The sequence below is a fragment of the Kitasatospora sp. NBC_01302 genome (assembly GCF_035976515.1).
Taxonomy (GTDB): domain Bacteria; phylum Actinomycetota; class Actinomycetes; order Streptomycetales; family Streptomycetaceae; genus Kitasatospora.
Map to the genome: position 1 here is coordinate 2,787,932 of NZ_CP108404.1, position 22,780 is coordinate 2,810,711.

Consider the following 22,780-nt stretch of genomic DNA (forward strand, 5'->3'; position numbering starts at 1 on the left):
CGGAATACGCGGCGACCGTCGCGAAATCCCCCGTTCGTCCGCCGCCGGCGTGGAATTCCGTTCCGGTCCGGCGAGCTATGCCAAGCGTTCGGAAGAACCCCGGTGAGCACACCCGGGGAATCCTGGCACCGGAGCGGCCGACGACGGACCGCGCCGGCCGCCCCGCTTCTCCGCACCACCGCTGAAAAGGTTGCGCGCCTCAGGGGCGCCGCCATAGGTGACGACGGATCAGCAGCCGGACGCCGGCTCACGAAAGCCGGACGCCGGTCCACCGAGCCGTTCCCGCCCCGACGTCAGTCCCGTCCGGCGGACTCCGCCAGGACGGCCACCACCACCTCGCGCGTGTGCGCGTCGGCGAGCAGGGTCGGCCGATCGGTTGCGACGCGCTCCACCCGGGTGTTCCGGGCACCCGGCCACTCCCCCTGGAACGGGCTGTCGGCGGACACGACGTTGACGACGTCGCCGCCCCAGGCCGGTGCCGAGCCGTGGTACGCGGCCACCTGGTGGGTGAGCAGATCGAGGTACACCCTTAAGGAGGGAGCCGGCGATCTCGCCGGAGCGGACCGCGGTGTTGGACAGGAGACCGGCCCACAGGCCGTGCGAGTGCTCGGTGCTCGGTGCTCGCACCCTGCAGGTAGATCCCGCAGCACACCGAGTCCGAGGTGACGATCCGGTAGTCGCGCGCCACGTTCGGCCGGCCCTCCTCGTCGCGCTTGCACTCGGAGATCAGCCCCTCCAGGAGCCAGAGCGGGTCGCTCGGCCGGTAGCCGGTGGCGTAGACGACGGCGTCCGCCTCGATCGTCCGGACCGAGCCCGCCAGCAGGGACTCCACCGTGACCCGCACGCCCTGCGCGTGTGCCGCACGGGAATTCCTGAGGGCCGACGAGGACTGCTAGACAGCCCGATCGGCGAAGTAGGTGTAGCGGCGCCAGATCTTCTCGCCCTTGAAGAGGTGGAAGTCGGCCCACCGGACGGTGACCAGTTCGGCGTTCTTGAGGCGGCCGGAGAAGACGCCCCGGGCCGCCACCCAGTCCCCGTTGTCGACGACCGCCTCGACCTCGTGGCGACCGGACTCGATGATCCGGTCGGCGAGGTAGAACCGCTTGAATTCCTCCATGCCGACGATCGGTTCGGTGCCACCACGCTCGTACACCACGTCGTCGCAGAACATCTCGAACACGGCCTCGTAGTCGGCGGCGTCGACCCGCTCGTAGTACTCGCGCACCTTCTCCGCGCGGTTCAGTGCCATATGTCTGCTCCTTGGGATGGGGCCCGCCCCCGGTCCGGTCGGCGGGGCGCTCAATTCTCGGCTACTTCTCGGCGGCGGCCATGGCCTCGATCAGTGAAAGGGGCCGCAGGTCGGTCCGGTGCATGGTGACGTACTCCAGGCAGGCCGCCCGGTCGGCGTCGCCGTAGACGGCCGACCAGCCGGCCGGGATCTCGGCGAAGACCGGCCAGAGGGAGTGCTGCCCCTCCGAGTTGGTGAGCACGAAGTAGCTGCCGTCTTCCTTCTCGAACGGGTTGCCCATGATGTCCTTGCCTTTCGGTGAATCCGGAGGCCGTAGACCGGCCGGTCCTTCTCCACCTTCGAGACCAGGCCAGAACAGCACCGGCCGAGACCTCGGTCCGGGTGCAGGCAGAAGAGCGGCGGCAGGGATCCGCCCTGACGCAGGGGCAGTACGGATTCGAAGGCACCGTGATTCGACACCTCGTCCAGCCGGGCGGCCAGCGCGGCGACCGTCGGGCTTGCGGATACGGTCCGGAGGGACAGGTCGGCCCCCAGCGCCGCCCGGATCCCGGCGACCAGGCGGGTGGCGGCGAACGCGCGCCCGCCCAGGTCGAAGAAGTCGTCCTCCAGCCCCACCTCGGGCACCCGGCCGCGGTCCCCGGACACAGCGGCGCAGACCCCCGCGGTGGGCTGATGAGCATGCGGGGCTTCCCGGAGGAGGTCCACAGGTATCTGCTCGGCACCATGCTCAATGCCGACGGCGAGGACCACCTGCGGTTGCGCCGGCTCGTCTCCAGGGCCTTCACCGCTCGGCGCATCAGTGAACTCCGGCCACGCGTCGAGCAGATCACCGACGAACTGCTCTCCGAACTCCCCGGTCGTGCCGAGGACGGCGTCGTCGATCTCATCGAGCACCTTGCCTCCCCCTTGTCGATCACCGTCATCTGCGAGCTCGTGGGCATCCCCGAAGCCGACCGGGGGAAGTGGCTGGAGTGGGGACCGACATGGTGTCGGGCCAACCACGAACACCTGCTCCGCGAGCAGCTCACCCTGACGCAGCGGCTCCGCCGCGACGCGCTGCAGGGATTCCTCACCCCGGAAACCTGACGCCCCGCCCCGCTCCCGGCGCGGTGCGCCGGACTCCGCTACCGGCCGATGTCCACCACGTGCTTCCCGATCGGATCCACGCCCGCCCTGACCGCCTCGTTGAGCAGCGCGGCCAGAGCGGGCAGGGGCACCCGGTTCACGATGAGCTCCTCGATGTGGCCGGCCGTCCAGGGAAGCGGCGCCGCCAGCACCGCGCCGGCCGCGGCGAAGTCGGCGCCGGTGGCGCCGTGCGTCCCCACCACCAGCGCGCGGCGCCCGCCCAGCTCCAGCTCGCGCACCTCTTCGCCGCGCCGGATGCCGTCCAACAGCACGCGCGTGCCCGGTACCGGCCAGTCCGGCCTGATGCCGCCGAACAGGACGAGACGTCCGCCGTCGCGCGGCAACAGGCCCCAGGCGCTGTCGAAGGTGCTGTCGTCGAGCAGCGCCGTGGTCACGACCACGGTGCCGAAGGTGCGCGTTCCCACCTCGCTGGTGAGAAGCTTCGGCACCTCTCGCAGCAACGCCGTGGCGGAGAGGGCGGTCAGCCGTTCGGGGCTCCTGTTGACCAGGGTGACCTGGCACCCCTTCAGCCTCAGCAGGACCGCCAGCAGCACCCCGGCGGTCCCCGCACCGACGATCGCCACGTCGGAACCGGCCAGGACGTTGCCGGCGCAGTGCACGGCGCACGCGAGGGGCTCGGTGAAGACCGCCCGGTCGTCCGGAGTGCCGTCGAGCACGGCGGGCAGGGCAGCGCGCAGCTGGTCGGGCGGTCCTTCCAGCAGTGTCGTCTCACCGAAGGCGGTCGTCCGGGTCACCGGGATGTGCGGGTCCAAGCACACCCTCAGACCGGGTGGAAGGTCGTCCGTGCTGCTGCTGTGGACGAGCCCGACCATTTCGTGGCCGAAGTCGGACCGCACGTCCCGGCTCCGGCGGACCTCCTTGAGGTCCGAGCTGCACAGCCCCACGGTCCGTGGCAGGACCAGCACCCATGACGGGGAGGTCGGGCACGGCCACGGACCGGTGGTGAGCCGAACCCCGCCGGGCACCAACTCCAAGCCGCTGCTTGAGGATTCACCCATGGCGACCGCTGTCGGGGAAGCGGACGACGACCTTGACGATCTCAGCGCCGTCGTCGGTCCGGAACCGCCCGTCGAGCCGACGGTTGATCACATCCACCGCGTCCTCGGGAGTCAGTTCATGGGTGATGAGGGCGCTGTACCCGTCGGGATCCGCGCGCAGGAGCGAATCCGCCGTGTGCAACTGGGCCCGAGAGGTCCCCCGGTGGCCGGTGAGCACCAGCGGTTTGCCCTCGTGCGTGACCGCCGTGACCGTGCCCAGCCCGGGATCGACGCTGCCGCAGACGTTGTGCCGGCGCACCCGGCCGACGGTGGCGTCGACAAAGGTGGCGGCTGCGGCGGCCGCGTCGAGCGCGGTGACGAGCACCATCGTCCCGCCGGGTCGCAGGGCGTCCGCCGCCTGCCGGACCGCACTCGCCATCGCCGGCCGCGGGGAGCAGACGATCGCCACGTCGACCGGCCGCGGCGTACGGTGCCCGGCCGTGGAGAGGTGGGTGGGCGCGAGGCGGGAATGGTTCTCCACCCAGGCCAGACGCTCCGGCCGCGCCTCGACCAGCTCGACCTCGTGTCCCAGATCGATCGCCCTGCGGACGTGGAGCAACCCGATCGGTCCCCCGCCCCAGACCCCGACCGACAGGGGGCCGGCCGGGGCCGAGCGCCCGATCAGCTCCCACGAGTAGAGGACGGTGCCGAGCGGCTCGCACAGCGCGAGGACCGCCACCGGGTCCAGCGGTTCGACCTCCTGCAACGCGCCGAGCGGCAGCTCCGGCCCCAGCGGGACCCAGCTGCGGAACAGCCCGTCGAAGCTGTGGCCGAGAATCGAGTCCTGGTCGCGCACGTCCACGGGGTTGAACACGACCGTCCGATCGCCACCGGGAGCGCCGTGCAGAATCCCGATGCCTTCGTGGCCGAGCACTGCGGCCACGTCCCCCCGGTGGCCCGCGCCGATCTGGACATCAGTGCCGCACAGCCCTACGGCGAGCATCGACACGTACGGCTGATCACCCCGCGGCCTCTCCATCGGCACGATCCGGACCTGACGGCCGGAGCGGACCAGCTGCCACCCGGTCACGACATCACCTGCAGCTGTCGGGTCTGGAGCGCTGCCAGCGCCTCGCCCAGTTCCGCCTCGGTCACATCGTTGACGAACACCGCGCGGCCGACGTCCTCCAGCAGGGGCAGGCGCTGCTGGCCGTCACGGTGCAGGCTGGTGTGGGCCAAGGCCTCGACCAGCAGGTCGAGGGTCATCTCCCGGTGGAACGTCGGCAGGCCCAGGTCGGTCAGCACGCGGATGACGCGGTCGGCGACGGCCGACGGCAGAAGACCCCGGTTCCGCGAGAGCATGACGGTCACGGCGAGGTCGATGGCGACGGCTTCACCGTGCAGGAGCGTGGGCTCCAGGGACATTTCCAGCGCGCCGGAGAACGCGTGCCCGATGTCCGCGAGCCGCTCCAGTCGGTCCTCGCCGAGATTTCCGACGAGTTCGCCGAGCATGGCCGCGATGCTGCGCTCGATGACCTCGGACTCCACGCGGGGGTCCGGTGTGCCCGCGGCCAGCGGACGGCTGTGCGCGTCGAGCAGGTCGAACAGCACCGCATCGGCCACGACCGCTATCTTGATCGCCTCGCCGAGACCGCAGCGGTACTCACGGGGATCCAGGGTGGGCAGGAATCCCGGGTCGATGACGACCTGGCCCGGACGGCTGTAGGTGCCCAGCCGGCTCTTCTGCCCGCCGTAGTTGATCGCCGTCTTGACGCCGATGCCGGCATCGATCATCCCGAGCAGGGTGGTCGGCACCTTGATGAGCGGAACACCGCGCCGGTAGATGCTGGCGGTGAAGCCCACGAGATCGAGCAGCACGCCGCCGCCCACCGCGATGACCGGTTCGGAGCGGCGCAGCAGACCGAACCGGTCGAAGGCGTCCACCAGATCGGACACCGTGGCCAGGTTCTTGCCCGACTCGTCCGGTTCGAGAAGCAGCGTTTCGAGGGCGACGGCCTGCGATCCGCCCGTCAGCGCGTTCGTCAGCGCGTCCCCGTAGAGCTTCCACACCCGCTTGTCGGCCACGACGAGTCGCCGGGCGGCACCGTCCCGGCCCGGCCTTGCCGTGACCTGCGCCGTGCCCCGGCCGGAAGCGAGCGTGTCCGGAGCCATGACCACGCTGTAGGACTTCGGGTTGTCACCCGGCACGATCCAGCTTCGCGCCCCGGCGGCGCCGGAGCGGGCCAGCATCCCGGCTCCGTGCAGCGCGAGCTCGGCATCGGGTGCGGCCACCTGAATCGTGTCGGCCAGCGAGCCCGACCGTCCGTAGAGCCCCACCGCATCCATCTGGGCCGTCAGGGACTCCAGGTACGCACGACCGAGCCCCGCCGGCACTCCACCGGTGAGAACCACCCGGTCGATCTCGGCGTCGGTGCTGAGCACCGAGAGCAGTGCGTGCGCGAGCGGCCGGGTCACGGCTTCGAGCACCGTGAGCGCCTCTCCGTCACCAGCGGCCACGGCCTGGGCGAACTGGCTGTTCAGTGGAGCGTCGCCGGCCAGCCAGGAGGTGCCCTCGGCGGCGAGCAGCCTCAGGATCCGGTCGATGCCACGACCCGATGCGTACGCGCTGAGGTGCCCGGTCGCTCCGCAGTCGCAGTGCGACACGATCTCCCGCGCGCCGATGCGGAACCCGGCCGGCAGATGCCCGATCTCCCCCTGCAGGCCGGTGTCCGCGGATACCGGGACCCTGCCGGTGCCGACCTCGACGGTGCGCAGCCCGATACCGCTGCCGACGACGACGGCAGCCAGTCGGCGCAGGTGCTGGGCGTCCGGCCGGGCGGCCAGTGCCACCGCGCTCGCCGTGACGTCGTTGACGACCGTCCAGCGGAACTCGGGCGCCGCATCCCGCAGTGCCCCGGCGGTGTCGAACCGCTGCCCGTCTCCGTCGCCCCAGAGCGGGCCGGACCCCACCGTCATGCCGGTCCGTGCATCGATCGCCGCGCCCAGCGACACCCCGACCGCGGTCGCCCGGTGGCGGCGGGCCAGCCGACGCGCATCGGCGACGACCAGGTCCACGAGACGCTGGTGCAGCGCGGCCGCCCCCTCACCCGGGCAGCTGGCCCAGGACGGCGTCGCCCGCACGGCGAGATCGTGCAGCCGGCCCTCGCCGTCCAGCACCGCCGAGCGCGCATGGGTCCCGCCGACGTCGAAGACCACCACGGCATCGTTGGTCGTCATGAGTGCACCCGTACCGATGCCGGTGCCGACAGCTGGTGCCGGAGTGCTTCGGCAGGAGTAACAGAGTCCGAGCAAGGACGGCTCAGAGTCATGGAACACATGAAATGCGGGTCTCCCTATGACGAACAGGATGTATGCCGTCGGCGATGCGATCCTCAGGATAATAGCAACCGTCAAGTCAGGGCCGTAAGAAATGCCCGAAAGGGCAGGAAGCGAGGCTCTTGACGCCGCCCGAACCCCCATGATTGGATCTGCAAACAAGTTGCTGATCATGGTTCGAAATCATAGAACAACGATGGCCGGTGATTATTCGGCGCCTTTCTCCGCGAGCCCGGCTCAATACGCAGGAAAAGCGCTGCAAGCAAAAGTGCTGTAACCAAGAGGCGGCAAGGAGGGGCGATGCGACGCGGCACGGGTGTGCAATCGATATCAGAGAGACTGTCCGAGCTGGCGGCCGAAACTCCGGACCGCCCTGCGATCACCGAACTGGCCGCCGGCGGCACGTACCGCGAAATCACGTACCGGCGCCTCTTCGAAGACGTCTCTGCGCTCGCCGGGCTCTTCGACTCCTGGAACCGCGACATGGACGGTGACGCCGTCATCTGTCATCCGGCGTCGGTCTCCATCGAGTCGGCGAAGACCATCCTGGCCGCGCTGTGTGCGGGCGTCACCGTACTGCCGCACGCACCGCTGATCGATGCCGAGGTGCTTTCCAGTGCGCTGAGCCGGGCCGGGCTGAGCGGTCACCTCCGAAGCGTCCGGATGCCCGGGGCACCCGAGACCGACCAGGGACCGGGTGCGACGGTCCGTATGACGCGCTGGGAACACCCCGCCGAAGGGCGCCGTCCACACTATCTCCTGGCGACGAGCGGATCGACGGGAATCCCGAAGCTCGTTCCGTTCCGGAATTTCGGCGGCTACGACCCCAGGGCCGTGCCCGATGTCGTCTTCCGGACCTGCAAGTGGCAGAGCGGGCAGAAGCAGCTCATCGTGCTTCCGATCTACCACATCGGGACGGTGGCCGCTCTCATCCAGGGTGTGCTGGACCGGAACCAGCTCTTCCTGGCCAATCAGCTGGACCCGGAGGAGATGCTCGACGCGATCGCGGACCGCCGGATCGAGTGGCTCATGCTGACCCCGAACTACCTGAGGCACCTGCTGCCGGCCGCCGCGCGTCGCCCCGAACGCCTGAACAGCCTGAACGGACTTCTCCACACCGCGCTGCCGTGTCCTGCGCCGCTGAAGCAGGCCTGGCTGGACCTCCTGGGCGGCGAACGTGTCTTCGAGATGTACGGGGGCACCGAAGGCGTCGGCGTCACGGTGATCAGCGGCTCCGAGTGGCTGGCGAAGCCCGGATCGGTCGGGCGTGGACTGCTGACGGACATACGGATCGGTGATGCGCAGGGCCTGGAGCGCGGTGAGGACGGCATCGGCCAGATCTACCTTCGCCGGTTCGGCGCCTCCGCGCGCACCCACGCGGCGACCCCCTGGCTCCGGAGCACTTCTGACGGCTTCGTGAGCCTGGGCGACATGGGGTGGGTCGACGAGGACGGGTACCTCTACGTCTTCGACCGTGCGGCCAACCAGACCGCCACCGCCAGCGGGGTCGCCTGGCTCGGACGTCTGTCGCTGGTCCTGCGGACCCACCCGGACATCCTGGACGCCGAGTGCATCGCGCTCACGGACGACGGCCAGGTCGACGTGGGGATGCTGCTCGTCACCCGCGACCCCCAGGCTGTCCCCGATCTCGCGGAGCTCGAGCGGTTCTGCGCCACCCAGGCGGGCGGTCACGGGTTCCCCCGGATCCACTTGCAGGTGGCCGAGATACCCCGGTCGGAGATCGGCAAGCCCGACGCCACGGCGATAAGGGCGATTTTCAGCTCCGCCGGTTCTCGGGAAGCCCGCACTCCGGTGACGTCCCCCTTCGAAGAGGAGGTGCCTCGTGGCTCGACAGCTTGACGTCTCCCTGTTCCGCAAGGTCTGCCCCGACGCCCTCGGTGCCTCCTACCAGGAGAGCCCCGAACCCACCGTCCACCTGTCCACCAGTGGCAACCGGTCCGGCGTCGACATCCGCGCGGCGTTCCGCCGGTGCTACGGCGTGGACGTCCGGCGGGTCCTGTTCGTCCGCGGGCTCGAATGGCCGGCGGACGGCTGGTGCGACCAAGGGGCCGCCCTGGCCGACGGGTCACCGGAAGCGCCATTCGAATACGTCTACACCCAGCCGTCGGGCCCGCTGGAGCAGGCTCTCGCGAAGTTCTGGGAGGAGCTTCTCGAAGTGCCGGAGGTCGGTGCTTCCGATGATTTCTGGGAGCACGGCGGAGACTCCCTCGGGGCGGTTGAGACCATCGAATTCCTGGCTCAGGAGTACGGCGCCCGGATCGGCTTCTTCGACATCGGCGACAACTTCACCGTCGCCCGGCTGGCAGCGCTCGTCCACGAGCGGTCCCGGCCCTAGAGACTCATCCTTGCTCGGGCCCGCCACCCCGGTGTGCGGCCCGTGCGGAGGATGGAACCATAAAAATCCGATTCCTTTGTGGAGGTGAAAACCATGGAGTACTTCAACACGGAGATCGTGGACATCGAGTCCCTGTCCGACGAGGCCCTCGACGACATCGTCGGCGGTGCCAAGGTCAACGGGCACTGTGTCGCGTAGTAGGCAGTAACTGAATCTTGGCTGGCATCCGGGATCCCGGATGCCAGCCAAGATTTTCAGCGATATGGAGACGACGGAATGCACCACCAGGGCCAGGAAGCGGTACCGCTGACGCTCCCGCAGCTTTTGATCCACCGGACTCTGCGCGACAGCACGGATCCCGGACCGACCCTGGAACTGTCGTACCGTATCGAAGGACCGCTGGACGTCCCGGCATTCATCGCGAGCGTGGGCGAGGTCGTCGCCGGCCACGACGCGTTGCGGTTGGCCGTCTGCGGGTGCGGGGCCCTCGGGCCGCACCAGTGGGCGAGGCCGACACCCCCGCCGGCCGAGCTGGTCACCTGCCAGAAGGTCACGGCCGGGTCCGAGGAGCGGTTCTCCCGGTATGTCTGCGGCCTGGCGACGAAGGACGTCTCCGAGAGCTGGGATCTGCGCACGGAGTTCCCGTTCCGGCTGCGGCTGCTCCAGTACTCACCCGGTCTTCACGCGTTCATCGCGACCTTCTCCCAGCTCGCGGTCGACGGCAGTGTTCGGGCGATCTTCGGCGGGGACCTGTGGCGGGCGTACCGCCGGCGTCTGGGCGATCACGAGGCCGTCGCCGAACCGGGTCCGCAGTTCCTGGACACGGCCGCGGAACGCGAGGCCCCGGGCGCCGAGAGTCGTGACATCGCCGACTTCTGGCGCCACCGGTACGCCCGGATACCCGAGGACCGGGCATTCCTCGCCTCCTCCGCTCCCAGCACCCCTGACCGTGCTGCGACCGGCACCCTGAAGACGGGCTTCGTCCTCGAGGGCGAGCGGCTGCGCACGATGCGGCAGGCGGCGCGGTCGAACGGCGCCACCGAGTTCATCTGGATCCAGCACGCCCTGGCGTCAGCGGTGTTCGAGCACACCGACGCGGACTCCATCGCGCTCTGGCTGCCCGTCGACACCCGCGGCACGCGGCAGCGCCGGCTGCTGGGCATGCTCACCCTGGGCCTGCCGACGGTCGTCGACCGCGCTGCCACGCCGCCCGATCTCGTGCGGGCCCTCACCGGTGACTGGTTCGACACGCTCAAGCACCGCCGGGTCACCCGCCAGACCGTCGACGCCAGCCAGGTCGCCGCGCTGGGAGACCTGGTGGGCGGCCCGGAGCGCGGCGTGCGCTTCGCCTACGTCAGCCATCCCCGCAACCGGCTCAGGGACACGGTGGGCGGTCTCGCCGTGCACTACGGCGCCTACCCGCCCTCGATCGAGCGCGTGGTCAGCGGAGTGCAGCTCAAGGCCGGCAGCTGGGACGACAGCGTCCACTTCCGTCTGCTGTTCAACCGCTCCCGCCTCACCGAGAGTGCGGCGCGCCGGCTGACGGCCGACGTCGAGCGGATCCTGCTGGGCTGAGCCAGCCGCCCTGTCGTCCGACCAGACCACCACGCCCGAAGGGAGGCGCCGTCCGTGATCGAATCCAATGAGGCGACCGAAGCCGAGCAGTCCCAGCCCCAGCCCCCGGCTCCGGTTCCGGGGCCGGTGGGCCGGGCCAGGTTCAGCCGCCAGGCGGCCGAGAAGCGCGCCGCCGGCCGGCGCCTGGGAGACGCCCTCGCCCTGCCCGGGCTGCTCACGGAGCGCCCGCAGGGCCGCCTGCACAAGCTCATGGCGGCGGGCTCGGCGGCGCTGCCGCGGCGACGCCGCCAGCGGGTTCCGGTCTACTACCAGACCGAGAGCGCCGACTGCGGACCCACGAGCCTGGCGATGGTCCTGGCCTACCTGGGCATCGACGCCGACATCACCGCCGTACGGCGCCAGCTCAACAGCAGCCAGGCAGGGGTCTCGGCGCGCGCACTCCTCCAGGCGGCCAGGCACTTCGGGGCCCTGGGACGCGGCGTGCGGGTCGGCACCGGCGGACTCGACCGCCTGAAGACCGGCAGCATCCTGTTCTGGAACTTCAACCACTTCGTCGTCCTCGAACAGGTGACCGCAACGCACGCCTTCATCGTCGACCCGGCGCTGGGACGCCGGCGCCTGACCCTGGGCGAGGTCGCCGACGTCTTCACCGGCGTGGCACTGGAATTCGAGGCACCGCTCACCGACACCGGCACACCGGCACGCCGCCGCACACCGGGCGTCGCCCACAGCTCCTGGCAGTACCTCAAACTGTTCGTCACCCGCGACCGCCGCTGGATCGGCCTGGCCGTCGCCTCGTTCCTGCTGCTCGTCTTCAACTTCGCCACCCCCTACGCCTCCTCCTACCTGGTCGCCCACGTCGGCAGCGGAGGGCAGTCCGGCCAGGCCCTGGTCATCCTGTGCCTCGCACTCGTGGGCGGCGCCACCTTCGCGCTGCTGCAGATCGTGCGCGGACTGGCACTCATCGCGCTCCAGTCGATCGCGGACCGGCGCGTCACACTCGGCGTCTTCGGCCACCTGCTCTCCCTGCCCTACGACTACTTCACCCGCCGCAACCCCGGCGACCTCGCACTGCGGGTGCGCACCAGCTCGGCCGTCCGCCAGGTCCTGACCGGCGCGGCCCTGTCCGCGGTGTTCGACGGCACCCTGGTGCTGGTCTACCTGACCCTGCTCCTGGTGATCGACCTGCAGTTCGCCCTGATCAGCATGGCCCTGGCCGCCGTGATGGTGACCGTCCTCGTCGTGTTCTGGAAGAAGCAGCGCTACCTCTCCGCGGAGGAACTGGAACGCCAGTCCATCGCGGAGGGCGCGCTCCTCGAACTCCTCGACGGACTGCAGACGATCAAGGCCTGCGGCCTGGAGGACACCGCGCACGACCGCTGGAGCCACACCGTCATCGACGAGATCAACCAGCGCGGCCGCAGCCGCAGGAACCAGGTCATCGGCTCGGCGCTCAGCGCCACGATCCAGTTCCTCGCCCCGCTCGCGGTCCTCGACCTGGGCTACTACAGGATCTCCAACGGCACCGCGTCGCTGAGCTCCGTGGTGGGCTTCACCTCCCTCGCCGTGGGCATGTTCGTCCCCCTGGCCGGCGTCGTCCAGAGCGCACTCCAGGTCGCCGGCCTCGGCGCCACCCTGGCCAGGCTCACCGACGTGCTCGGCACCGAACCCGAGCAGCGCCCGGCCGATGCCCTCGTGCTGGAGGACGTGAGCGGCCCCGTCGAGCTCCGCGACGTCTCCTTCGCCTACCCCGGGAGCACCACACCGGTCCTCAGCCAGGTCGATGTCCGCTTCGGCGGCGGGAAGTTCACCGCGATCCTGGGACGCTCGGGCTCCGGCAAGTCCACGATGGCCTCCGTCATCGCCGGCCTCCAGACCCCCACCAGCGGATCCGTCCACATCGACGGCCACCCCATGGACCGACTCGACCGCGTGTCCCTGCGGCGCTCGATCTCCTACGTCTCACAGGACTCCAGGATCTTCGCCGGCACCATCTGGGAGAACATCACCTACGCCCAGCCCGGCTCCACGTTCGAGGACATCAAACAGGCCGCGACACTGGCGTGCATCCACGAGGACATCATGGCGCTGCCCATGCGCTACGACACCCTGCTCGGCCCGGGCGGCCTGGGCCTGTCGGGCGGCCAGCGCCAGCGCATCGCCCTGGCCCGCGGGTTGATCCGCAAGCCCCAACTGCTGGTCCTCGACGAGGCGACGAGCGCACTGGACAGCGCGACCGAGCAGGCCGTCTTCAACGGACTGGCCGCCCTCGACCACACCCTGATCGTCATCGCCCACCGCCTGACCGTGCTCGAAGCCACCGACCAGGTGATCGTCGTCGAGGCCGGCCGGGTGGTCGCCCAGGGTGACTACGCGGATCTCATGGCCAATTCCCCGGCCATGCGCACACTCGTGGGCCAAGGGGAATCCCCGGCCTGAGCCGGCCGTCCGTTCTGCAGCTGTAGGCGTTACTCCTAGGCATGTGCCCTGGACCGAAGGGAAAGTGGCGAGTTGCTCTCCGAAGCGAAGAATCAGATGTTGACCCAGGTCGGCCCGGGGACTCCCATGGGTGAACTGTTGCGCCGGTACTGGCACCCGATCGCCGCGGTCTCGGAGCTCGCCGAGAAGAGCGTGAAGACGCTTCGGTTGCTGGGCGAGGACCTGGTCCTCTACCGGACCGACACCGACGAGTACGGCCTGGTGCAGCGAGGCTGTCCCCACCGTGGCGCGGACCTCGGCCAAGGCTGGGTCGAAGGCCGGCGCCTGCGCTGCTCGTACCACGGCTGGCTGTTCGATCAAGCCGGAACGTGCGTCGAGCAGCCCTACGAAGACCTCGCCGAGTCGTCCGCGCCGTTCCGGGACAAGGTGAAGGTCACCTCGTACCAGGCCGTCGGGTTCGCCGGCATGGTCTGGGCCTACCTGGGCCCGGCGCCGGCCCCGCTCATCCCCATGTTCGAACCGTTCACCTGGGACCGCGGCTTCGTCCAGGTCATCCTGTCCGAACTCCCGTGCAACTGGCTGCAGTGCCATGAGAACGGCGTGGACCCGGTGCACTTCGAGTGGCGGCACACCAACTACGTCGCGCGCGCGGGGAACCCCGAGAACCCCGAGGTCGGCCCCCGCCACACGGACATCGAGTTCCAGGAATTCGAGTTCGGCATCGCCGTGGCCCGGCAGGCCGAGCTGACGACCCCCGTCCTGCCCATTCCGCTCGCCCCGACGAACCAGTTGGACAGCAGCGGCATCGCGTGCCTGTGGCCGAACGTGCTCTACGCCGGAAGCAGCCTGGAGTGGCGCGTTCCGGTGGACGACACCCGCACGCTCAACATCGTCTGGCACTACGCTCCGCTTCCGAAGGACATGCCCGCGGTCGATCAGGATCCGGTCCCCCACTGGTACGGGCCCGTGACGGACGACAACGGCGAGCTGATCACCAGTCACATCCTGAACCAGGACTTCGCGGCCTGGGTGGGCCAGGGCGTGATAGCCGACCGCACCAGCGAGCACCTGGGTCGCAGTGACGAGGGGATCATCCTGCTCCGCAAGCGGCTCTTCGCGGACATCGAGCGCGTCTCCCAGGGCGAGGACCCGCGCGGAATCGTCCGCGATCCCGAGCTGAACACCTGCATCGCGCTGCCCTTGGACCGGCCCCAGCTGTACCGCGAAGGAGTCGATCGCGAGTTCTTCGAGTGGCGCCTCAAGAGGGTGTTCGACTGGCGGCTCAGCGACGATCCGTCCTATGCCATGCAGGCCGGGCAGCCGGCACACGTGCGGCACGCATTCGAGAAGGCCATGGGGATCAGTCAGGACTTCCTGACCGCCCAAGCCCCCAAGTCAGTGCCGTAGTCAGTGTCGTACAGCCGTACAGCCGTACGAGCCTTGAGCACGGTCAGCGTCGTGAGTGCCACGAAGGAGAGAGTATGTCGGTGAACAGGAAGTCGGCCGCCCAACTGGTCACAGAGGCTGCGGACATGCGGAAGTTGATCATCGAAAAGATGTCCGTCGACGGCGGCCACGTCGGCTCGCCGCTGGCGGTCATCGAGCTGATCCAGGCACTGGTCGAGGTCTTCGACTTCCCCAAGGACAAGATCGTCTTCGACGGCGCCCACCAGATGCACGCCTACAAGCTGCTGACCGACCGCGCCGAGGCCTTCGCCACCATGGACCACCGCGGCGGCATCGGCGAGTACGCCGACATCCACGAGAGCCCGTACGACTTCTACATCGGCGGCCGCATCGGGATCTCCATCTCGGCCGCGCTCGGCTACGCCGTCAACCACCCCGAGTACAAGTCGATCGCACTGCTCGGCGATGGCTCCATGACCGCCGGACAGCCCTATGAGGCGCTCAACCACGCCGGTGCTCTCGCGTCGAACCTGCTGGTCATCTACAACGACAACGACTTCGCCGTCACGGAGACCGTCGGGTACCTCCACACCCACAACACCGTGCGCGAGTTCAGCGAGAGCCTGGGCTTCGACTACGTGGGCGCCGTGGACGGCCACGACACGCAGCAGCTGATCGAGCTGCTCGACGACATCAAGCAGCGGAAGCACCCGGTGTTCCTCCATGTGAAGACCGTCAAGGGCAAGGGCTACGAGCCCGCCCTCCGGGACCCCGTCACGTTCCACTGGCTCGATCCGTTCGACCTCGAAACGGGCGCGCTCAAGAAGAAGCCCGTCAACAAGTTCCGGGACCTGATCCTCAAGAAGGCACCCGAACTGGCGGAGAAGCACGGGGAGGTGTACTGGGTCTCGCCCGCCGCCGCCCGGAGCACGGGCCTCAAGGAGCTCAAGAAGATCTACCCCGACCATGTCTTCGACACGGGGATCAACGAGCAGCACTGCGTGACGTTCTCCGCCGGCCTGGCCCTGAACGGCAACAAGGTGATCTGCTTTGTTCCCGCGACCTTCTTCCCCCGGGCGCTGGACCAGATCACCGACGCGTGCATGCTGCGGGTCCCCATGGTGTTCGTTCTGCCGGGATCGGGCATCTCAGCCCAGGGGCAGACCCTGCAGGGGATCTACACCCTGCCGATCCTCAATGCGATTCCTCACGCCACGCTGTACCACCCGTCAAGCCTGGCCGATTTCGACCGGCTCCTCGACCGGGCGCTCGAACACGAACACAACGGTCCGGTCTTCCTCCACAAGCCCGGCGAGGACATCGAGGCCGGCGTCACGGAGAGCGGTGTCGTCGAAGTACGGGACGGCGGCAAGCTCAGTGTCATCTCCATCGGGAACACCCTGGGCAAGGCAGTCCGCCTGGCCGACGCGCTGGGCGACGTCCAGGTCCTGCACATCCAGAAGGTCGCGCCCGTCGACCTCGACGCACTCCAGCGCGCCATGGGCGACAGCAGCAGGATGCTGATCCTGGAGGACGGCTTTGTGCGGTCGGGCATCGGGCAGCACATTGTCGCCAGCCTCCTGCACAAGCCGATGCGCTACGAGATCCTCGGGGTCCGGGACCGCTTCCCGGGCATCGGCACGCTGGACGAGGTGTTCGAGGACATCGGTTTCGACGATGCGGCGGTGCTGGCGGCAGCGCAGCAGCTCATGAACGCGTAGGACACGATGCCAGAGACAGCACGACTACTCCACAAGGGGGAATTCACCGAACTGTGGTACGGCCTCGACGCGAGTAGCGAACCGTTCGTCAGGAAGTTCTCCGCATATCCGGGGGACGATAAGCTGGAGAACGAAGCGGCCTTTATTCGCGAAACCCTGCCGGGGCCGGCCAGAGAATACTTCTGCCAGGTCACCAGGGCCGAGCGGGATGTGCCCGGTCGAAGTTTTTCGTACGACATGCCCTATTACGAGGGAAGGCTGCTCCGGCACATCGCTGTCGATGGGAACATCGGGGTCGTCGAGTCGGTCAGCCATATCAGGGCGAGCATCACGGCCCTCAAGACGACGCTGTACGCGCATCCCTCCACCGAGCAGCCCGGCGCGTTCGCCCGCACGTACTACATCGATCGGGTGGCGAAGCGGGTCGACCGGTACACCGGCCGGACCGACCGGGTCCTCGACATCACCGGTGCCAACGCCGGCGAGCTGACCAGCATGCAGCTGGATCCGCTCTTCAGGGACATCATCAGCCGACCGTCCATCTCCCTCAACGGGCGCAGGCTGCTCACGCCGCTCGCCATTGTGGACAGGATCAGGGCCACCCCGTCCCTGATGCGGACCATGGTGCCCCGGCAGGGTTCGATGCGGCTCATACACGGTGATCCCCATCTGGGGAACATCATGATCAGGGAGGGGACGGACAAGCCGCTGTTCTTCGACCCGAACGGCTTTCACGCCGGGGGCGACATGGCCTACGACATCGGCAAGCTCATCCTCTCGCTGGACTATCTCGAGCCTTCTTACGAGAAGAAGCTCGTCCTGCCGACCGTGTCGTCACGTGGCGGCGACATCACGGTCGGAGCCCTGAAGAGCTTCATCGACCCCGATCTCGGCCTCCGCTCCAGGGAGATCGTGCGAGCCGTGATCGAGGACGTGCTGCCCGAGATATTCGCGGCCGATCTGGTCGCCGACCCGGGACTCCTCGACCGGGCCGTCCTCGCCGCCGACCTCCACGCCCTCGCCGCCGCGCACACCTTCATCCCCACGGCACGGCCGGAGATGGCCCTGCCGTTGCTGCTCTACCACCTGGAGGCGGCCAACGACCACCTGGATCTGCTCGAAGAAGCCGATCCCGACGCATCGGCCCGAAGCGTCCTCCTCCCCTCGATCGTGCGGGCACCATGATGCTGGAATTTGCCGACCATCATTTTGAACAGGTCATCGACTTCGTGAAGTCGGCCGGCGACTCGGCCCTCGACCGGTGGCGGAGCTTCGATGTCGTCGAGGTCAAGGACATCGGCGGCGACCTGGCCACCAACCTTGACCGTGAGATCGAACGAGCGTTCCACGGACTGTGCCGCGACCTCTTTCCCGGATGCGGTTTCAGGGGGGAGGAGCTGCCCGAGCTGAGCACGGGCAGCAGCAACGGCTACACCTGGAACATAGACCCGATCGACGGGACGAAGAACTTCGCCCACGAAGTGCCGATATGGAGCGTGACGGTAAGTCTCGAAAAAGACGGCACCCCGATATTCGGGGTGATATACAACCCGGTCAGCAGGCAGCTCTACACGGCCATGGAAGGCCGCGGCGCCCACCTCAACGGCCGCCGGCTCTCGTACAGCGCTCCCGCGGATCCGGCCCGGATGCAGCTGGCCATCGACTTCTTCATGCGCCAGGACGATCCGGCGAGAAAAGTACGGCAGGACGATCTGCTGGCCGAGCTGTTCCACTCGTTCTACCGGGTGCGAAGCATCGGGTCCGGTTCGCTGGCTCTCGCCTGGCTCGCCCAGGGGCACTTCGGCGGATACCTCAGCTGGGGACTCACCGAGGACAAGTACATCGACATCGCCGCCGGCCTCGTCATCGCGAAGGAGGCCGGAGCCGTGGTCGCCATCGAGAGCCTCGACAGCGGCTCGTCCGTCCTCGTGGTCGGGGCCGAACGCACCTGTGACATCCTGCTGGCGCTGGCCCACGGCCGGGGAGACCGCTGAGCCCGGCAGCTACCGTGACGACCGGATCCCGGCGACCTGGGTACTCACATAGCGCTGCCAGTTCTCCCGGCCGTGGCGGATGTTCGCGGGAGTGCCCAGGTCGAGCAACTCGCCCCGGAGGTCGTGGGCGTACATGTTGAAGCCGCCGCTCTCGATGGCCCAGGGGAACACGTTGTCACGGAGTCCCAGCGGGCCGTTCTCGCCCGCGTGGGCCTCGGCGTACCCCTCGCACACCTCGACGAAGTGATCCGTCGACAGCACGATCGCGCCGGCACTGGTGAGTGCCAGTTCGCCGGGCGCCGTCGGCGACACCGGCTGGCTGCGGTCGTAGACATGCCGAAGGCGCCAGGTGGCGGCATCGACGATGAACCGCCCGACATCGGTGGTGCGAGGGGTTATGTGGCTCGTGACAGCAGCCGTCATCGACGGCTCACGACGGGCATGGGCCAAGGTCATCTCGGCGACCTCGTCCCAGGGAAGCAGCAGGTCGCCCGGCATCATCAGGACCTGGCCCTGCAACTGCCAGCGCTTGACCGCCGCGAGCACCGCGCCATCGGGCCCGAGCGGGGTCCGTTCCTCGGAGAAGACATAGGAAACACCCTCTTTCCATATCCACTCCTCGCCCCGCAGGTGCTCGACGATCTGATCGCACAGATGTCCCACGCAGAACACGAACCGTCGAAAGCCGATCCGCTGCAATTCGCGGCAGATGGTCGACAGGATCGTTTCACCGCTGTCGAGGCGCAGCAGGTGCTTGGGGACGGCGTCGTTGGTCATCTCCCTGGCCCGGGTGGCCATGCCGCCGATCGGCATGGCCACCCACACGTCGCTCAGCTGATCAACCACGCGATCGGCGGACATGACTCCCCTTATGAACGATCTGGCCCGGGCTGTTCACCAGGCGGATCCGAGTGCTGGCCCCGACACGCCGAGACCTCCAGAGGACCGGAGCACTTGCCTGGTGAACCCTACATTGCCCCGTCCGAGGCTGTCCCGGACCACCTGTGACAACGGGCGTACGGGCCCGCCTTCGTGACGCCCGGTCGATTCGTCCGGCAGGCCGCTTCCGGGGTCCGGTGAACGGCCGCACGAGGCACATCGTGGTGGACACCCGCGTCGGGACCGTCGACCTGGCGATCCCGAGAGTCCGTTCCGGCTCGTACGTGCCGATGCAGCGCCGCTGGTCGGCCCGGACGGTTGCGGAACTCGGCGACCCACTCGGCCAAGTGCGCTGCCATCTCCGACACTTGGGACTTCGACAGTTGCTTCGGCCTCAGGACAGTTGCGCTTCGGGGGCGAAGGCGGGCAGCTTCTCGAGACTGCTGCGCACGGCCTCCGCGCCGTACTCGAACATCTGCCGCTCGTAGTCGTCGACCGCGCCGAGCAGATCCCGGCGGCCTTCGCCTGCCTCGATCAGGCAGCGGCGCAGCAGGTCGGCGTCGCGCAGTGCGGTGTTCGCGCCGTTGCCGCCGGTCGGGGAGGTGGCGTGGATCGCGTCGCCGAGCAGGGTGACCGGGCCGGCCGCCCAGCGCTCGCCGGGCCTGACCACCCGGATGGACAGCAGGGTGCTGTTGTCCGGGTCGGCCTGCTCGATCAGCGCGCGCAGCTCCGAGTGCCAGCCTTCCATCCTGGACAGCACGGCGTCCTGCGCGGTCAGGTTCTCCAGCGAGCCGTTCGGCGGCAGGATCATGGCCCAGCGCACGTAGTCGCCGATGTCGGGCAGTGTGACTTCGGGGGCCAGTTGCTCGGCGGCCTGCTTCGGCGGGGTACGGAAGCGCATCGCGCCGAGCAGCAGGCTGACGCCGTCGCCCGCGATCTTCGAGCCGTATGCCTTGGACAGGCCGGCGAACTCGTCGGTCAGCGGGGTGCGGCCGATGACGAATCGGACGCCGGTGTCGGTCGGGGTGGTCTGCGGCGACAACACCCCGCGGACCGCGGAGGCGACGCCGTCGGCGCCGACGAGCAGGTCGGCGGTGGCCGGGCCGCGGCGGGCGAACCGGGCCCGGACATTGCCGTCGGCCAGCACGTCGTAGCCGGTCAGCGCGGCACCGGTGTGCACGGTGAGGCCGGTCAGCAACAGGTGCCGCAGCACCTGCCGGTCGACCACGATGCCGGTCCGGCCCGCGCCGAGCCTGCCGATCTCGTTCAGCCGCGGGTCCAGGATCAGCTGCTCGGCGGAGGCCTCCATGACGATCTCGTCCAGCAGCGGGTGCCAGCGCGTCGGCAGGCAGTCGCGCACCGCCTGGAGACCGACCGGATCCAGCACGAGGCGGTAGCCCTGGAACCGCGCGACGATCCCCGGGTCGCGTTCGAACACGTCGGCCTCGATCCCGGCACCACGCAGACCCTGCGCGAGAGCCAGACCTCCCAGACCGGCTCCGACAACGGAAACTCGCATCACACACCTCCGCGCCACTGGCACGAACTTAGTTCGTCCTGACGATCTAAGTTCTACTCAGCGAACTTAGATCGTGTCAAGGTAGAGTGGTCGGCGTGTCCGCCGATCCCCGCCAACGCCGCGCAGCTCGCCACGCCCAACCCGCGGCGGAGGTCGCCGCGTCGGCGCCGCGCAAGAAGCCGATCACCGTCGAACGGATCACCGACGCCGCCCTGGAAGTCGTCGCCACCGAGGGGTACGACGCGCTGACCATCCGCCGGGTCGCCGCCGTGCTCGGCACCGGCCCGTCCTCGCTGTACGCGCACATCGTCAACAAGGACGACATCGACGACCTGCTGATCGGCAGGCTCTACGCCGAGGTCGTGCTCCCCGAACCGGACCCGGCCGCCTGGCGCGAGCAGCTGCTCGGGGTGTACACGCAGATCCGCGACCTGTACCTGAAATACCCCGGAGTCTCGCGCGCCGCACTGGCCATGGTGCCGACCAACCTGGAAACGCTGCGGGTCGGCGAAGGGATCCTGGCGATCCTGCTCGCGGGCGGCGTCGAACCGAGGACGGCCGGCTGGGCCCGCGACGCGCTGTCCCTCCACGTCAGCGCCTACGCACTGGAGCAGTCGCTGGTCCGGCAACGGCGCCGGCAGCCGAATCAGGAATGGGTGCTCGGCGACGAGGAGCTGCTGGACCGCTTCACCGCACTGCCCGCCGAGCAGTTTCCGCACACTCGACGCCACGCCGCCGAGCTGATCTCCGGCACCGGACACGACCGCTTCGAGTTCGCCCTCGGCCAGCTCATGAACGATCTGCGGCCCGCATCCGGTCACTCCGGCACCGGCCGGCCGCGGCCGGAATGATCACCAACTGCGTGATCGAAGGTGAACCGCCGCCAAGTCCGGCACCGCCGGCCTGCTGGCGAAGACCAAGGAGGCCACTGTGTGGGGAAGGGGCGCCCGTGCGCACCACTGAGGCCGGGGCATAGTCTGCGGCCATGATCGATGCCCTCAATGCGACGCCCCAGGAAGCCTTCGAGACGCTGTTGGCCGGCAACCGGCGGTTCGTCACCGGTTACCCGGAGCACCCGAACCAGGACGCTGCCCGCCGTACCGAGATCGCACCGGCTCAGAGCCCGTTCGCAGTGCTGTTCGGGTGCTCGGATTCCCGGCTGGCCGCCGAAATCATCTTCGACCGGGGGCTGGGTGACCTGTTCGTGGTCCGCACCGCCGGACACGTCGCCGGGCCGGAGGTGCTCGGCAGCATCGAGTACGGGGTGGGCGTGCTCGGTACGCCGCTGGTCGTGGTGCTCGGCCACGACGCGTGCGGGGCCGTGGCGGCCACCCGTGCCGCTGTCGCCGACGGCACCACCGCCGGCGGCTACGTGCGGGACGTGGTCGAGAAGGTGACCCCGAGCGTGCTGGCCGCCCGCGCGGCCGGGCACACCGAGGACGCGGAGTTCGTCGCCGAGCACATACGGCACACCGTCGATCTGCTGCTGGACCGCTCCCGCGCGCTCGCCGAAGCGGTCGAGGAGGGCCGGGTCGCCGTCGTCGGGCTGTCCTACCGGCTGGCCGACGGTACAGCCCACCTGGTCACCACCCGCGGCCTGGACCTGTCCGCCGGTGCGGCGGCCTGACCGGGTTGCTCAGCGTTCCTCCAGCTCCGGAAGGACACAGCGGAAGGACACACGCGGGGCGGGACAGCCGCGAGAGCTGTCCCGCCCAAAGGATCGTTGCGCAGGTCCGCAGGCCCGCACCCGGGAGGCTCGTCCCGCGTGCGGGCCTGCGGCGTCGCGCCGTTCCTACCTGCGTGCTTCGCGCCTGCGGCCCAGGCGCATGCCGCCCAGGACCAGGGCGGCGACGAACAGCACGGCGCCGATGACGAGCAACCACAGCAGGCCCTTCACCAAGGCGCCGACGAAGCCGAACACCACGGCGATGAGCAGGATGAACAGGAACAGGGCCATGTCGGCCACCTCCTTTGGTCAGTCGTTGCGCTTGAGTGCGCCCTTCACCCGGTCGGCGGCACCCTGCACGGCATCCTTGACGCCGTCGGCGGCCTGCTTGACCTTCGACTCGACCTGGTCGGCCTGGCCCTCGCCCTTGAGTTCCTCGTCCCCGGTCAGGTCGCCGGCCTTCTCCTTCGCCTTGCCGGCCAGGCCCTGCGCCTTGTTCGACAGGTCGCTCATCGA

21 protein-coding genes and 2 pseudogenes are annotated in these 22,780 nt (G+C 69.0%); 10 read left to right on the forward strand and 13 right to left on the reverse strand.

The genetic code is table 11. From position 1 onward, the window contains the following. Positions 1 to 293: 293 nt before the first annotated feature. From OG294_RS11460 to OG294_RS11495, 9 genes and pseudogenes are all read right to left on the reverse strand, one after another. Positions 294 to 527 carry a hypothetical protein gene (locus OG294_RS11460; RefSeq protein WP_327066376.1) on the reverse strand — a complete coding sequence of 78 codons (234 nt, stop codon included), beginning with the start codon at positions 525 to 527 and terminating at the stop codon, positions 294 to 296. 2 nt (positions 528 to 529) lie between these two features. Beyond that, entirely contained in the window at positions 530 to 844 is a 315-nt protein-coding gene (locus OG294_RS11465) for a hypothetical protein (protein ID WP_327066377.1), read from the reverse strand. A 48-nt stretch (positions 845 to 892) separates the two neighbouring features. After that, positions 893 to 1,249 carry a nuclear transport factor 2 family protein gene (locus OG294_RS11470; RefSeq protein ID WP_327066378.1) on the reverse strand — a complete coding sequence of 119 codons (357 nt, stop codon included), beginning with the start codon at positions 1,247 to 1,249 and terminating at the stop codon, positions 893 to 895. 61 nt (positions 1,250 to 1,310) lie between these two features. Then, on the reverse strand, positions 1,311 to 1,529 hold the full coding sequence (locus tag OG294_RS11475; protein WP_327066379.1) for an MbtH family protein: 219 nt from the start codon (positions 1,527 to 1,529) through the stop codon (positions 1,311 to 1,313). A gap of 245 nt (positions 1,530 to 1,774) precedes the next feature. Further along, positions 1,775 to 2,257, reverse strand: a pseudogene (locus OG294_RS41080) (hypothetical protein); the annotation flags it as partial. 116 nt (positions 2,258 to 2,373) lie between these two features. After that, positions 2,374 to 3,129, reverse strand: a complete 756-nt coding sequence (locus OG294_RS11485; protein ID WP_327066381.1) for an FAD-dependent monooxygenase — start codon at positions 3,127 to 3,129, stop codon at positions 2,374 to 2,376. An 18-nt stretch (positions 3,130 to 3,147) separates the two neighbouring features. Then, a pseudogene (locus OG294_RS41085) lies at positions 3,148 to 3,393 on the reverse strand (alcohol dehydrogenase catalytic domain-containing protein); the annotation flags it as partial. Next, positions 3,386 to 4,462 (reverse strand): hypothetical protein, encoded by a 1,077-nt coding sequence (locus OG294_RS11490; protein ID WP_327066382.1) that lies wholly within the window; start codon positions 4,460 to 4,462, stop codon positions 3,386 to 3,388. The pseudogene OG294_RS41085 and the gene OG294_RS11490, both read right to left, overlap by 8 nt. Continuing rightward, positions 4,459 to 6,882, reverse strand: a complete 2,424-nt coding sequence (locus tag OG294_RS11495) for an ROK family protein (protein ID WP_327066383.1) — start codon at positions 6,880 to 6,882, stop codon at positions 4,459 to 4,461. The genes OG294_RS11490 and OG294_RS11495 overlap by 4 nt, the downstream gene beginning before the upstream one ends. Positions 6,883 to 7,008: 126 nt before the next feature. On the opposite strand from OG294_RS11495, the gene OG294_RS11500 reads away from it, so the two are divergent. The 8 genes from OG294_RS11500 to OG294_RS11535 all read left to right on the forward strand — a co-directional run bounded on the left by OG294_RS11500 (position 7,009) and on the right by OG294_RS11535 (position 18,200). Further along, complete coding sequence (locus OG294_RS11500; protein WP_327066384.1) at positions 7,009 to 8,568, forward strand: class I adenylate-forming enzyme family protein; 1,560 nt, start codon at positions 7,009 to 7,011, stop codon at positions 8,566 to 8,568. After that, entirely contained in the window at positions 8,552 to 9,064 is a 513-nt protein-coding gene (locus tag OG294_RS11505; protein WP_327066385.1) for a phosphopantetheine-binding protein, read from the forward strand. The genes OG294_RS11500 and OG294_RS11505 overlap by 17 nt, the downstream gene beginning before the upstream one ends. Before the next feature lie 276 nt (positions 9,065 to 9,340). Then, on the forward strand, positions 9,341 to 10,639 hold the full coding sequence (locus tag OG294_RS11510; RefSeq protein ID WP_327066386.1) for a condensation domain-containing protein: 1,299 nt from the start codon (positions 9,341 to 9,343) through the stop codon (positions 10,637 to 10,639). Positions 10,640 to 10,693: 54 nt separating this feature from the next. Further along, positions 10,694 to 13,078, forward strand: coding sequence for a peptidase domain-containing ABC transporter (locus tag OG294_RS11515; RefSeq protein ID WP_327066387.1), 2,385 nt, complete (start codon positions 10,694 to 10,696; stop codon positions 13,076 to 13,078). Between the two features lie 126 nt (positions 13,079 to 13,204). Beyond that, positions 13,205 to 14,485, forward strand: a complete 1,281-nt coding sequence (locus tag OG294_RS11520; RefSeq protein WP_327066388.1) for an aromatic ring-hydroxylating dioxygenase subunit alpha — start codon at positions 13,205 to 13,207, stop codon at positions 14,483 to 14,485. A 74-nt stretch (positions 14,486 to 14,559) separates the two neighbouring features. Then, entirely contained in the window at positions 14,560 to 16,206 is a 1,647-nt protein-coding gene (locus OG294_RS11525; RefSeq protein WP_327066389.1) for a 1-deoxy-D-xylulose-5-phosphate synthase N-terminal domain-containing protein, read from the forward strand. Positions 16,207 to 16,212: 6 nt separating this feature from the next. Then, positions 16,213 to 17,391, forward strand: coding sequence for a phosphotransferase (locus tag OG294_RS11530; protein WP_327066390.1), 1,179 nt, complete (start codon positions 16,213 to 16,215; stop codon positions 17,389 to 17,391). Beyond that, positions 17,391 to 18,200 carry an inositol monophosphatase family protein gene (locus OG294_RS11535; RefSeq protein ID WP_327066391.1) on the forward strand — a complete coding sequence of 270 codons (810 nt, stop codon included), beginning with the start codon at positions 17,391 to 17,393 and terminating at the stop codon, positions 18,198 to 18,200. Before OG294_RS11530 ends, OG294_RS11535 begins: the two co-directional genes overlap by 1 nt. A 9-nt stretch (positions 18,201 to 18,209) precedes the next feature. Here OG294_RS11535 and OG294_RS11540 read toward each other — a convergent pair whose 3' ends face one another. Then, complete coding sequence (locus tag OG294_RS11540) at positions 18,210 to 19,061, reverse strand: NDP-sugar synthase (RefSeq protein ID WP_327066392.1); 852 nt, start codon at positions 19,059 to 19,061, stop codon at positions 18,210 to 18,212. 412 nt (positions 19,062 to 19,473) lie between these two features. Continuing rightward, positions 19,474 to 20,598: an FAD-dependent oxidoreductase gene (locus OG294_RS11545; protein ID WP_327066393.1), complete on the reverse strand. Its 1,125-nt coding sequence runs from the start codon at positions 20,596 to 20,598 to the stop codon at positions 19,474 to 19,476. Between the two features lie 95 nt (positions 20,599 to 20,693). On the opposite strand from OG294_RS11545, the gene OG294_RS11550 reads away from it, so the two are divergent. Both OG294_RS11550 and OG294_RS11555 read left to right on the forward strand, forming a co-directional pair. Next, positions 20,694 to 21,449 carry a TetR/AcrR family transcriptional regulator gene (locus OG294_RS11550; RefSeq protein WP_327066394.1) on the forward strand — a complete coding sequence of 252 codons (756 nt, stop codon included), beginning with the start codon at positions 20,694 to 20,696 and terminating at the stop codon, positions 21,447 to 21,449. A gap of 134 nt (positions 21,450 to 21,583) precedes the next feature. Continuing rightward, entirely contained in the window at positions 21,584 to 22,225 is a 642-nt protein-coding gene (locus tag OG294_RS11555; protein WP_327066395.1) for a carbonic anhydrase, read from the forward strand. A 165-nt stretch (positions 22,226 to 22,390) separates the two neighbouring features. Here OG294_RS11555 and OG294_RS11560 read toward each other — a convergent pair whose 3' ends face one another. Both OG294_RS11560 and OG294_RS11565 read right to left on the reverse strand, forming a co-directional pair. After that, positions 22,391 to 22,555: a hypothetical protein gene (locus OG294_RS11560; protein ID WP_327066396.1), complete on the reverse strand. Its 165-nt coding sequence runs from the start codon at positions 22,553 to 22,555 to the stop codon at positions 22,391 to 22,393. A gap of 18 nt (positions 22,556 to 22,573) precedes the next feature. Beyond that, positions 22,574 to 22,777, reverse strand: coding sequence for a CsbD family protein (locus tag OG294_RS11565; RefSeq protein ID WP_327066398.1), 204 nt, complete (start codon positions 22,775 to 22,777; stop codon positions 22,574 to 22,576). Positions 22,778 to 22,780 lie beyond the last annotated feature (3 nt).

What these genes read in the sequence shown, in the direction of transcription:
- OG294_RS11470 (WP_327066378.1), bottom strand. Translation starts at nt 1,249, where the DNA reads ATGGCACTGAACCGCGCGGAGAAGGTGCGCGAGTACTACGAGCGGGTC.
- OG294_RS11475 (WP_327066379.1), bottom strand. Translation starts at nt 1,529, where the DNA reads ATGGGCAACCCGTTCGAGAAGGAAGACGGCAGCTACTTCGTGCTCACC.
- OG294_RS11495 (WP_327066383.1), bottom strand. Translation starts at nt 6,882, where the DNA reads ATGATCAGCAACTTGTTTGCAGATCCAATCATGGGGGTTCGGGCGGCG.
- OG294_RS11500 (WP_327066384.1), top strand. Translation starts at nt 7,009, where the DNA reads ATGCGACGCGGCACGGGTGTGCAATCGATATCAGAGAGACTGTCCGAG.
- OG294_RS11510 (WP_327066386.1), top strand. Translation starts at nt 9,341, where the DNA reads ATGCACCACCAGGGCCAGGAAGCGGTACCGCTGACGCTCCCGCAGCTT.
- OG294_RS11520 (WP_327066388.1), top strand. Translation starts at nt 13,205, where the DNA reads ATGGGTGAACTGTTGCGCCGGTACTGGCACCCGATCGCCGCGGTCTCG.
- OG294_RS11525 (WP_327066389.1), top strand. Translation starts at nt 14,560, where the DNA reads ATGTCGGTGAACAGGAAGTCGGCCGCCCAACTGGTCACAGAGGCTGCG.
- OG294_RS11530 (WP_327066390.1), top strand. Translation starts at nt 16,213, where the DNA reads ATGCCAGAGACAGCACGACTACTCCACAAGGGGGAATTCACCGAACTG.
- OG294_RS11535 (WP_327066391.1), top strand. Translation starts at nt 17,391, where the DNA reads ATGCTGGAATTTGCCGACCATCATTTTGAACAGGTCATCGACTTCGTG.
- OG294_RS11540 (WP_327066392.1), bottom strand. Translation starts at nt 19,061, where the DNA reads ATGTCCGCCGATCGCGTGGTTGATCAGCTGAGCGACGTGTGGGTGGCC.
- OG294_RS11545 (WP_327066393.1), bottom strand. Translation starts at nt 20,598, where the DNA reads ATGCGAGTTTCCGTTGTCGGAGCCGGTCTGGGAGGTCTGGCTCTCGCG.
- OG294_RS11555 (WP_327066395.1), top strand. Translation starts at nt 21,584, where the DNA reads ATGATCGATGCCCTCAATGCGACGCCCCAGGAAGCCTTCGAGACGCTG.
- OG294_RS11560 (WP_327066396.1), bottom strand. Translation starts at nt 22,555, where the DNA reads ATGGCCCTGTTCCTGTTCATCCTGCTCATCGCCGTGGTGTTCGGCTTC.
- OG294_RS11565 (WP_327066398.1), bottom strand. Translation starts at nt 22,777, where the DNA reads ATGAGCGACCTGTCGAACAAGGCGCAGGGCCTGGCCGGCAAGGCGAAG.